Origin of the sequence: Staphylococcus sp. LCT-H4, assembly GCF_001866145.1 — a bacterium.
Lineage (GTDB): Bacteria > Bacillota > Bacilli > Staphylococcales > Staphylococcaceae > Staphylococcus > Staphylococcus succinus.
On the sequence record NZ_MODY01000003.1, the window covers coordinates 228056 to 239122 of the forward strand.

Genomic DNA, 11067 nt, shown 5'->3' on the forward strand with positions numbered 1-11067 from the left:
TTCCTTTACATATACATACTATTGTTTACTTACTAATGTTTGAATCTTTGTTGTCATTATGTCGATAGCTACTTTATTGCTTCCACCTTCTGGAATAATAATGTCTGCATATCGCTTAGTTGGTTCTATAAACTGATTATGCATTGGTCGAACCACATTTAAATATTGATTAATAACAGACTCCATTGTACGGCCTCTTTCTTCTGTATCTCGTAAGAGTCGTCTTAAAATACGTAAATCAGCATCTGTATCAACATAAATCTTAACATCCATTAAATCTCTTAATGTTTTGTTCTCTAATGCAAATATACCTTCTACGATGATAACATCTTTTGGCTCAAATGCAATCGTTTCATCGCTTCTTGTATGGTTCGAATAATCATATGTTGGTACTTCAATTTGAATTCCATTTCTTAAATCATTTAAGTTATCTATTAATAAATCATTATCAAAAGCAAATGGATGATCATAATTGGTTTCCAAGCGCTCTTCAAATGTTAAATGTGATTGGTCTTTATAATAATAGTCTTGCGCTAATAGTGCAACACTATGACCTTCTAAATTTTTCATAATTTCGTTTGTTACTGATGTTTTGCCTGATCCAGAGCCACCAGCAATCCCAATAATAGTCGTACTTTTCATTATCCAATTTCCTTTCTCATCATGTTGTTCGTATAAATTGGATGATCGACTTTAATTTGCACGATTTGTAACGGGTGACGTGCAGCATCAAGTTCATTACCCTCTTCATCATAAATTGTATCTATTACTTGTCTAAAGGTTTCAATTTCAGGACCAAAGAATTCTATTTCTTGGCCTGGTTCAAATTTATTACGTTGTTGTACTGTAGCAATATGCGTCGTTTCATCATAGTCTAACACAAGACCACAAAAATCAAAGGGTGATTTTTTAGCGCTTTGTTGTCCAAACATCTGTTCTTCATAGCCTGGGGTACCTACGATAAAGGATGAAGCAGTATCTCTATTTGCACATTTATCTAACTCAATTAGCCATTCACGCTTAATCGTGAAGTTTTCTGGATCTTCTGCATAAGCATCAATCACTTTTCTATATACAGAAACAACTGTTGCAATGTAATGAATTGATTTCATACGCCCTTCAATTTTGAGTGAATCAACCCCTATATCCATCATATTAGGTATAGATTCTATTAATTTTAAATCTTTAGGGCTCATCGCAAATGGTGTTACATCATTTGCGTCATAAAATAGATCTAATTCACCATCATCTTCAACTTTTAATAAATCATAATCCCAACGACAACTTTGACAACAACCTCCACGGTTAGAATCTCTTGCTGTCATATGATTACTTAATGTACATCTTCCAGAATAAGCAATACACATAGCACCGTGTATAAATGATTCAATTTCTATATCGACCTTAGCTTTCATTTCTTTCATTTCCATAGCACCTGTTTCGCGTGCTAAAACCACTCTATCCAAACCTTCTTCTTTCCAAAACTCAACGGCTTTATAATTTGAAAGTGATTGTTGGGTTGATAAATGAATTTCTAATTTCGGTGCTACTCGTTTACACGTCTCAATTATCAGAGGGTCTGCAACGATAATACCTGTTGCACCTGTTGATTCTAAGTCACGTAAATAATCATCTAGTCCTTTTATATTTTCATCATGTGCAATAATATTAGTCGTTACGTAAATTTTGGCATTATAACGTTTGGCGAATTCTACGCCCTCTCTTATTTCTGCCATAGTGAAATTATCAGCATTTGATCTTAACCCATATTCTTGTCCACCAAGGAAAACAGCATCTGCACCATAATGTACAGCAATTTTAAGTTTTTCTAAATTTCCTGCAGGCGCAAGCAGTTCAGGTTTTTTCATTTTAGGTTTTTTATTGGTATTTTCTTTTTCTAAAACTTTCACTGTTAAGCCTCCCTTAATATACAGTTTGTTTATATAAGAATCCTTCATCAAACGGCCTATGCTCTGGTTGAATCGCTTCAATTGGATCAACTAGCATGAATTTTTCATCTTCATAAGCTTCAGGGTCTTCAAGATATAAATCGATTGCTTCTCTATATTGTTCAGTGCACACATTAATATATTCTTCAGTATGTAATACACCATCAATTTTCAAGGCGTCTATTCCAGCTTCTAACAGTGGATCTAATTCTTCAATTAAGCAAATGTCATTAGGAGACATGATATGCGTTCCGTTATAATCTTCATATACTGGATACTTATTGTCACGTTCCTCATCATAAAGTAATAATTCATTTGCTTCTTGATTTCTTTCAATTTTCATTTGGCGTTCTTGGAAAGTGAAATAATTACCTAACAACATACGTTTAGATTGGAACATACATGTCATTCCATGGATTTGTACTTCTATTTCAACGTTCGCATGCGCTTTAATGTTTATTATTTCTTCTAAACTTAATTCTCTCGCTAATTGTGCACGTGCAGCACCTTTTTCTCCCCAATAATTACATTGAAAATAGTTTGTCACTAGCGTTTCAGCATCCCAATGTAATGGAATTGGATGCTTTTGCTGTTTAACATACATCACAACTGCAGGATCCCCGAAAATAATTCGATCTACATTAATCTCGTGTAGAAAATTGATGTACGATTCCAACGCATTCAAATGATAATTATGGAATATTCCATTCACAGCAGCATATGCCTTTTTACCATTTTTATGAATTAATTCGACAGCTTTTTTCATAGCAGCCTGATTAAATTCACCAGCAAGCCTTAAACCAAATTTTTGTTCACCGATAATAAATGCATCTGCGCCTTTTTCTATTAATGTTTCAATATGCTCAACGGTCTTGGGGGTTACTAATAATTCCGTCATATTGACACTCCTTTAATTGAAATTGCTAAACCATCATCTATATTTAAAAAGTTTGTAGTGTAATTTTCATTATTTATTAACCAATCATTGTATTCTTGAACTTTTTTAACCATTTGACGTAAATTTCTTCTACGCACTACAGAAATATCTGACACAAAACCATGGTAAAGAACATTATCAGTAATAACAACGCCACCTTCTCTTAATAGTGGTGTATAAAGCTCAAAAAACTTTTTAGATTGTGCTTTGGCAGCATCGATAAATATCATATCATAAGTGTAATCATTAACATTTTCAAATTGTTCTAATGCGTCGCCTTCAATTAGTCTAACTTGATCCTTAAATTGATATGCCTCAAAGTGAGCTTTAGCTCTGTTTATCATCTCAGTATCACGTTCAATTGTAGTCACTTTAATATCCTTAGAAACCGATGCAAATTGCATAGCACTATAACCAATAGCTGACCCAATTTCTAATATATGTGTGGGCTTATGTAATCTTATGACCTGTTTTATCATTTCTAATGTGATTCTATCAACTATTGGAACATGATTTTCTTCAGCATATGCTCTTAGAGATTCTATATTCGCATCAGTCTGTTCATGCAACTTTAATAAATATAACTGATTGTTATCCATTTTCAAAACTTCCTTCGTTGTAAAATACTACTTTTATTTTAAACAATAAAATAAATCAGTCATTCTGACTGATTATGGTAACGCAAGTAATTTAAATATAGGTCATTTTCATATGAGACATTACTTTGTTATTTAATAATTCATTTTATGCTATAGATCTTAATTATACGCTTGAAATTAACTTTATATATTTTACCATAAAGTTAGTTAGAATATAAGTGTAAATTGTGTGGCATGGCCTTTTCCATTAAAATATGTGATATTACAACATGAAAGAATAGGAACACTGTTTAATTCTAATACATAAAAAGAAACCAAGCTGAATTAATCAGCTTGGTTCCCCTATACAAAAAATTATTCGTGATCGTGTTCGTGATCATCCATTTCTGTATTAACGATTTCTTCAATCATATCCCATTCTTCATCTGTTTCAACAGGTAAGAATTTGCCACCTTCACCATTTTCATCTGGTTCGTTAATCATTGGTACTAATTCTACTAAATCATCGTCATCAGATTCTGCGCCTTCTTCAGCAAGAATCACATATTCTTTTTTGAATTCAGGGTGATAGAATTCTAAAACTTTACGATATAATACTTCATTGCCTTCTTCATCGTATAAAGTTAATAATTCCTCTTCGTTGTTTATTTCTAATTCAGCATCATGATTGTGTTCTGTCATTATAAAACGCTCCTTTTTATTAAATAGAATCCAAATAACCTTGCAATATAAACACTGCTGCCATTTTATCTATTACTTTTTTTCTTTTCTGTCTTGAAACATCTGCCTCGAGTAACGAACGTTCCGCAGCCATAGTGCTTAATCGCTCATCCCACATGATTATCTCTAAAGATGGCAATGCTTCTTTAAGTTGCTCCTTGTATTGTAACGAAGCTTCGCCTCGAAATCCAATAGAATTATTCATATTTTTAGGCAAACCGATAACAACCGAACCTACGTTCTCTTTTTTTATGATTTCTACTAACTTATCTATACCTAATTCATTATTTTCTTCATCTATACGGAGTGTATCTAATCCTTGAGCTGTCCAACCCATAAGATCACTAACTGCAATGCCAACAGTTTTACTACCAACGTCTAAACCTAAAATCTTATGTTTTAACATATTTTAATCGGGTTTCTCTTGTAAATAATTCGATACTAATTCTTCCATAATATCGTCACGATCAATACGACGAATTTGGTTTCTTGCTTCATTGTGACGAGGAATGTAAGCTGGATCACCAGATAATAAATAACCCACAATTTGGTTTACAGGATTGTATCCTTTTTCTTCAAGCGCATTATAGACATTTTGTAGTACTGTTTTGACATCTTCTTTTGGAATTTCATCATAATTAAATTTCATAGTTTTATCAAAGTTTTCCATTATTAAACACTCCTTTAATATCGAGTAACAATCTAGTTAGTTACATTCTACATGACATCACCTAGAAGTTATAGGGATTTAATGTAATTTTTAATGAAAAGTAATGATTCTGTTATGTTCTCTGGTTCTGTACCGCCACCTTGAGCCATGTCCGGACGGCCGCCGCCTTTTCCACCAACGATTGGAGCCATATTTTTGATAATATCACCAGCTTTTACTTTATCTGTTAGTGATTGAGGTACTGTGGCAACTAATGACACTTTCCCATCTATATTACTCACTAGCACAATAACAGTATCTTGTAATTTTGATTTAAAATCATCCATAGTTTCACGAATTGCTTTCGCATTCGCAACTTCAACTTCAGTAGCTAATACTTTTAAGCCATTGATATCTTCAACTTGATCTGTTATATCTCCCATTTTTAGTGAAGTAATTTCTTTGTTTCGTTGTTCTACTTGCTTAGTTAATTCTTTTTCATCCAATTGCATTTGAACAACTTTTTCAAGGACTTGGTCATCTGATTTAACTTTCACTTGTGATTTAACAGCGTTAAACTTCTCTTGTACTGATTCTAAATAAAGGAAAGCCGATTTACCAGTAAATGCTTCTATACGACGCACACCTGCACCTGTACCTGATTCACTAACAATTTTAAATAATCCAATTTCTGATGTGTTATTTACATGTATACCACCACATAATTCAATAGAAAACGGCGCCATGTTTACAACTCTAACAATATCACCATATTTCTCACCAAATAATGCCATTGCACCTAATGCCTTAGCGTCAGAAATAGACATTTCTTGAATGCTCACTTCAATACTATTCCAAATTTCTTCGTTTACTCGACGTTCTACCTTATCTATTTCGTCTTCAGTCATCGGACCAAAATGAGAGAAATCAAATCTCAAACGATCTGGTTCAACTAATGAACCTGCTTGATTAACATGCTCACCTAATACCTCTTTCAATGCTGCATGTAATAAGTGTGTTGCGCTATGGTTTTTCTCTATTGCACGGCGTTCAGTATGGTTTACACTAGCAGTGACTTCAGCCCCTGTGTTCACATTACCAAATTGTACTTCCCCTTTATGCAAGTTTTGTCCATTTGGTGCTTTAGTCACTTCTGAAACAGTTATTTCGAAGTTTTCATTACTAATTGTACCTTTATCAGCTACTTGTCCACCACTTACAGCATAAAACGGCGTTTCTTTTAATACAAAATGAATACTGCCTCCAGCTTCAACTTCTTCAACTAATTCGCCATTGTAAATAATATCTGTAATTGTAGTAGCTTTATCCATAACATCGTAACCAACAAAATCACTTTGCGTAGTAATGTTTTTTAGCACTTCACTTTGAACTTGCATAGATTGTGAATTTTGACGTGCTTGTCTTGCTCGATTTCTTTGTTGTTGCATTTCTGCATCAAAAGTAGCCATGTCCACAGAAAGATTTTCTTGGGTTGCGATTTCCTCTGTTAATTCAACTGGGAAACCGTAAGTGTCATACAATTTAAATGCATCTTTACCACTAATTTCTTTAGTTTCTACTTTTGCTTTAGCTACTAAATTGTTTAGTATAGCTAATCCTTCTTCTAACGTTTCATGGAAACGTTCCTCTTCGGATTTAATTACACGTTTAATAAAGTCTGATTTTTCTTTAACATTAGGATAATAAGGTTCCATAATGTCAGCAACAATATCTACAAGTCTGTACATAAATGGTTCATTTATATCTAACGATTGGCTAAATCTAACCGCACGTCTTAATAAGCGACGTAAAACATAGCCTCTACCTTCATTAGCTGGTAATGCGCCATCTGCAATAGCAAATGCAATTGTACGAATGTGGTCAGAAATTACTTTGAATGCAACATCAAAGGCATCATTTTCTAAATACTTTTTATTTGAAACTTTTTCCACCTCATTGATAATAGGCATAAATAAGTCCGTTTCATAATTGGTGCGCACATTTTGTGCAATAGAAGCCATTCTCTCAAGCCCCATACCAGTATCAATATTTTTATTTGGAAGTGGTGTGTACGTATGGTCTTTATTATGGTTGAATTCACTAAATACTAAATTCCACACTTCTAAGTAACGTTCATTTTCCCCACCTGGGTACATTTCTTCTTTTGGATCATTTTGACCAAATTGATCACCACGATCATAGAAAATTTCTGTATTTGGACCTGACGGACCTTCACCTATATCCCAAAAATTGCCTTCTATACGTATAATTCTACTTTCTTCTAAACCAATATCTTCATTCCAAATACGATAAGCCTCAACATCTTCTGGATGAATCGTAACATATAAACGTTGTGGATCCATTGCCATCCATTGATCACTTGTTAAAAATTCCCAAGCAAATTCAATTGCCTCTTGTTTAAAATAGTCTCCAATTGAGAAGTTCCCTAGCATTTCAAAGAATGTATGGTGTCTCGCTGTAAACCCAACATTCTCAATATCGTTTGTACGTATCGCTTTTTGAGAGTTAACAATACGTGGCTTTTTAGGTGTTTCGCGTCCATCGAAATATTTTTTCAATGTAGCTACACCTGAATTTATCCATAATAATGAATCATCATCTATAGGTACTAATGGTGCAGAAGGCTCCACCATATGTCCTTTTTCTACAAAGTAATCAATAAAGTTCTGTCTAATCTCACTTGCTTTTAAGTTTTTCATCCTTAAATTTCCTCCATATTAAATCATGTTATATCAGTCATAAAATAAAAACTGCAAATAAAAAAACGCCCATCCTCATAAAAGGGACGAACGTTTCGCGGTACCACCCTAGTTATAAGCCTTAGCAAAATCTCATTCTATCCATGCTTTATGTCGTGCATATCATTCGATAGTTATTTAAAAATTTACTAATTTATACTTATCACTTAATTAGTCTTATGTTTACTGACACAAAGTAGCGTTCAACTAATATCACCTGTACTTTTCACCAACCAGTACATCTCTTTTTGTCTAATATAGTTTACTTTTCTTCATGCGAAGTTAATTATATTGTATTTATTTTCTTTACCAATGTCAATCTTCTACGAAATCATATGGAGAAATCGTTCCCATATTTATCATTGGATCAATTTTAAACATTGTAGATTCTGTTAATACTGTTTCTGAATCAATACTTTGATTGATATCTTCGTCTTCTGAAATTGTTTCATTATTGAAATAAGCTTTCAAGAGTGAACATAGTTGCGTCATTCTCACTTGTCCATGTGTTTTCAATCCTATATCAAACGCTTGTGGGTCCCCCAAAAACACTAAAGATTGCTTAGCTCGTGTAAGACCCGTATATAAAATAGGCTTTTGTAACATTCTAAAGTATTGTTTTACCATCGGCATGATTACAATTGGAAATTCAGAACCTTGCGATTTATGAATTGAGGTACAATAAGCATGTGTCAATTCCATTAAATCTTGACGTGTAAATGTAATTTCGTTCCCCTCGAAATCAACCACGAGTACATCTTTATTTAAAGCATTTTCTTTTGCCCAGAATATACCAACAATTTCGCCGATATCACCATTAAAAATATTATCACTCGGTCTATTTACCAATTGCAATACTTTATCACCTTTTCTAAAGAAAACATCACCAAATTCTATTTCTCGTGTATCTTTTTCTTTAGGATTTAAGATGTGTTGTAATACAGTATTCAACTTTTTAATACCGGCCGATCCCTTGTACATAGGAGCCAATACTTGTATATCACTCATATCATAGCCTTTATTCACTGCGCTTGACACTACTTTTTCTACTACAGACGGGATTTGATCTGTACTACAATTAATAAAATTACGATCATGAAATCGCTGCGTAATATCTATGGACTCACCTAACTTCATTCTGTGAGCCAATTCAATAATACTTGAGCCATCTTGTTGACGATAGACTTCGGTCAGATTCACACGAGGTATGACCTTAGAATCAATTAAATCTTTAAATACTTGTCCTGGTCCAACAGAAGGTAATTGATCCTCATCACCTACTAGAATGACTTGCGCATCTATCGGCACAGCACTCATAAATTGATGAAACAACCATGTATCAACCATAGACATTTCGTCTATAATAATCAATTTGGCTGAAATTTCATTATCTAAAATATCTTCTGGTGATGTATCCTGATTCCATCCAATTAATCTATGGATTGTCATTGCCTCTAAGCCCGTGGCATCAGCCAATCGTTTTGAAGCTCTTCCGGTTGGCGCTGCTAATACCACTGGATAATCATCGTTTTGATAATCATCATAATCCAAAGATAAACCATGAATTTCAGCGTATAACTCAACAATACCTTTTATCACTGTCGTTTTTCCTGTACCTGGACCGCCAGTAAGTAACATTACTTTAGAATTAATTGCAGTTTGTAACGCTTCTCTTTGTGAGTCTGCATATGACACTTTATTTCTTTCTTCAATATCGCCAATTTCAAGTAACAAGTCCGATTGTTCAATCTCTTTTAATTTGTTGGTATAGCTGAAATTACGATATAAATTTTGTACACTTTTAAGTTCTGAATAATAAAGGCTGGGTATAGCAACTTCATTCTCTTGTTGAATTAGCTTAGTATCACTAACTAAATCTTGTAATACTGTTTCTAATTGTTGCGTGTCAATCACCTCAGCTGGTGGCTGCGATAACATATCTTGAGTCATTTCTAATACATTGTTCGTTGGTAAATAGGTATGACCTTGTTTAATACACGCTTCTTCTAATACATATAGTAAGCCTGCCTTGAGACGTTCAGCATCATTAAACTGTATACCAACATTCCTAGCTAAAGTATCTGCCTTGTTAAAGCCAATACCTTTTACATCATAAACAAGTTGATACGGTTTGCTTTTAACTATGTCAAGAGTATCTCCCATGTAAGCTTGATAAATAGCCATTGCAAGTTTAGGTCCAAATCCTAAATCATGTAAACGTATAATGATTTGTTCAGTTTCTTGATTGCTCGCAATCTGCTCAGCAATTTGCTTTTGCTTTTTCTTAGGTAACCCTGGTACTTTTTCTAATATTTCTGGATTATTTAAGATATCATTTATTGCATTTTCGCCTAATTTATTTACGATGCTTTGTGCTGTTTTTTTTCCTATACCTTTAAATAAATCACTAGATAAATAACTTATAATCGCTTCTTTCGTTTGTGGTAACTCTTTTTCAAATGTTTCAGCTTTTAATTGTTTGCCATATTTTGAATGGGTAACAACTTGACCTTTAAAAGTATAGACATCGCCTTCAGTTATTTCTGGAAAAAACCCTACAATTGTAGGCATTGAATCGAATGATTCATTTGATTCAATCATATCTACTTTTAAAACTGTATAAAAGTTCTCTTTATTTTGAAATAAAATTGCATCAACAGTGCCTTTAATCATAGAACTCGTGAATAATGTAGGGTCTTCCATAAGTTAATCCTCCTCTGCGATAGCTTTAAATGTTTTAATAGCATGTTGACTCATAATGTGTTCTGGATTAATCGCAACTGCACGTTCAAAATATTGTAGTGCTTGTTGAGGATCTTCAGTCTGCATATACGTTGCTAAACCTAAGTTATATAAAGCGTCTGTATGAGCCTCATCTAGAGTTAACACATGATTCAGTTGTGTTACTGCTGCTTCAAACATTTCTAAATGACAAAGCACTAATCCATATTGAAATTGTACTTCACTATCCTTACGGTCATCTAACTCAGCTGCTGTCATTAAAAATGGCAGTGCTTCTTTAAATGCTTCTAATTGATTAAAGGACATGCCTATCATGTAGTTAGTATCTACTTGGTCAACATTATATTTTAAGGCTTGTTGATATAGTTTAATCGCTTCAGTAAATCGATTCTCATTATAATATACATTGCCTAAATTATAATATATTGCACCATTATGAGGATCTAATGTAATTGCTTTTTGGAAGAATTTTTCTGCATTTGCTACTTCTCCGGCTTCAGCAATTAAAATACCTGCATTTATGTAATTTTCAACTTCTTGTGGATTTTGCTCAATATTCTCAAATAATGCTTTAATTGCCGCTTCTATATTTCCTTGCTTGATTAATTTATAAATTTGTTCTTGATTCAATTTAAACCCTCTTTTCTGACTATCTATTATAACATTTGCTGATGGTTTTTAAATGCTATTTTACTAAAAAGAAATCGTCAGT

The 11067-nt window shown here is 33.3% G+C and carries 10 protein-coding genes; all 10 read right to left on the reverse strand.

Features of this window, described 5'->3' with window-relative positions; translation table 11 throughout:
* Positions 1 to 18: 18 nt before the first annotated feature.
* Positions 19 to 642, reverse strand: a complete 624-nt coding sequence (udk, locus tag BK821_RS10055; RefSeq protein WP_046836603.1) for a uridine kinase — start codon at positions 640 to 642, stop codon at positions 19 to 21.
* A complete protein-coding gene (locus tag BK821_RS10060) occupies positions 642 to 1868 on the reverse strand; it encodes a peptidase U32 family protein (RefSeq protein WP_107544925.1) in 1227 nt (408 codons plus the stop codon). Before BK821_RS10060 ends, udk begins: the two co-directional genes overlap by 1 nt.
* 55 nt (positions 1869 to 1923) lie before the next feature.
* Positions 1924 to 2847, reverse strand: a complete 924-nt coding sequence (locus BK821_RS10065) for a peptidase U32 family protein (protein ID WP_046836605.1) — start codon at positions 2845 to 2847, stop codon at positions 1924 to 1926.
* Complete coding sequence (locus tag BK821_RS10070; protein WP_046836606.1) at positions 2844 to 3485, reverse strand: O-methyltransferase; 642 nt, start codon at positions 3483 to 3485, stop codon at positions 2844 to 2846. Before BK821_RS10070 ends, BK821_RS10065 begins: the two co-directional genes overlap by 4 nt.
* A 354-nt stretch (positions 3486 to 3839) precedes the next feature.
* Positions 3840 to 4166 (reverse strand): DUF1292 domain-containing protein, encoded by a 327-nt coding sequence (locus tag BK821_RS10075; RefSeq protein WP_063410268.1) that lies wholly within the window; start codon positions 4164 to 4166, stop codon positions 3840 to 3842.
* Positions 4167 to 4185: 19 nt separating this feature from the next.
* Positions 4186 to 4611, reverse strand: coding sequence for a Holliday junction resolvase RuvX (gene ruvX / locus BK821_RS10080; RefSeq protein WP_071331622.1), 426 nt, complete (start codon positions 4609 to 4611; stop codon positions 4186 to 4188).
* A gap of 3 nt (positions 4612 to 4614) precedes the next feature.
* Positions 4615 to 4875: an IreB family regulatory phosphoprotein gene (locus BK821_RS10085; RefSeq protein ID WP_046836609.1), complete on the reverse strand. Its 261-nt coding sequence runs from the start codon at positions 4873 to 4875 to the stop codon at positions 4615 to 4617.
* 68 nt (positions 4876 to 4943) lie between these two features.
* Positions 4944 to 7574 (reverse strand): alanine--tRNA ligase, encoded by a 2631-nt coding sequence (gene alaS, locus BK821_RS10090; RefSeq protein WP_071331623.1) that lies wholly within the window; start codon positions 7572 to 7574, stop codon positions 4944 to 4946.
* Positions 7575 to 7928: 354 nt separating this feature from the next.
* Entirely contained in the window at positions 7929 to 10316 is a 2388-nt protein-coding gene (gene recD2, locus BK821_RS10095) for an SF1B family DNA helicase RecD2 (protein WP_071331624.1), read from the reverse strand.
* Between the two features lie 3 nt (positions 10317 to 10319).
* A complete protein-coding gene (locus BK821_RS10100; protein ID WP_071331625.1) occupies positions 10320 to 10985 on the reverse strand; it encodes a tetratricopeptide repeat protein in 666 nt (221 codons plus the stop codon).
* Positions 10986 to 11067: the final 82 nt, after the last annotated feature.

Bases quoted from the DNA above. Each gene is read 5' to 3' on its own strand.
- udk (WP_046836603.1), bottom strand. From the start codon at position 642: ATGAAAAGTACGACTATTATTGGGATTGCTGGTGGCTCTGGATCAGGC.
- BK821_RS10060 (WP_107544925.1), bottom strand. From the start codon at position 1,868: ATGAAAAAACCTGAACTGCTTGCGCCTGCAGGAAATTTAGAAAAACTT.
- BK821_RS10065 (WP_046836605.1), bottom strand. From the start codon at position 2,847: ATGACGGAATTATTAGTAACCCCCAAGACCGTTGAGCATATTGAAACA.
- BK821_RS10070 (WP_046836606.1), bottom strand. From the start codon at position 3,485: ATGGATAACAATCAGTTATATTTATTAAAGTTGCATGAACAGACTGAT.
- BK821_RS10075 (WP_063410268.1), bottom strand. From the start codon at position 4,166: ATGACAGAACACAATCATGATGCTGAATTAGAAATAAACAACGAAGAG.
- ruvX (WP_071331622.1), bottom strand. From the start codon at position 4,611: ATGTTAAAACATAAGATTTTAGGTTTAGACGTTGGTAGTAAAACTGTT.
- BK821_RS10085 (WP_046836609.1), bottom strand. From the start codon at position 4,875: ATGGAAAACTTTGATAAAACTATGAAATTTAATTATGATGAAATTCCA.
- alaS (WP_071331623.1), bottom strand. From the start codon at position 7,574: ATGAAAAACTTAAAAGCAAGTGAGATTAGACAGAACTTTATTGATTAC.
- recD2 (WP_071331624.1), bottom strand. From the start codon at position 10,316: ATGGAAGACCCTACATTATTCACGAGTTCTATGATTAAAGGCACTGTT.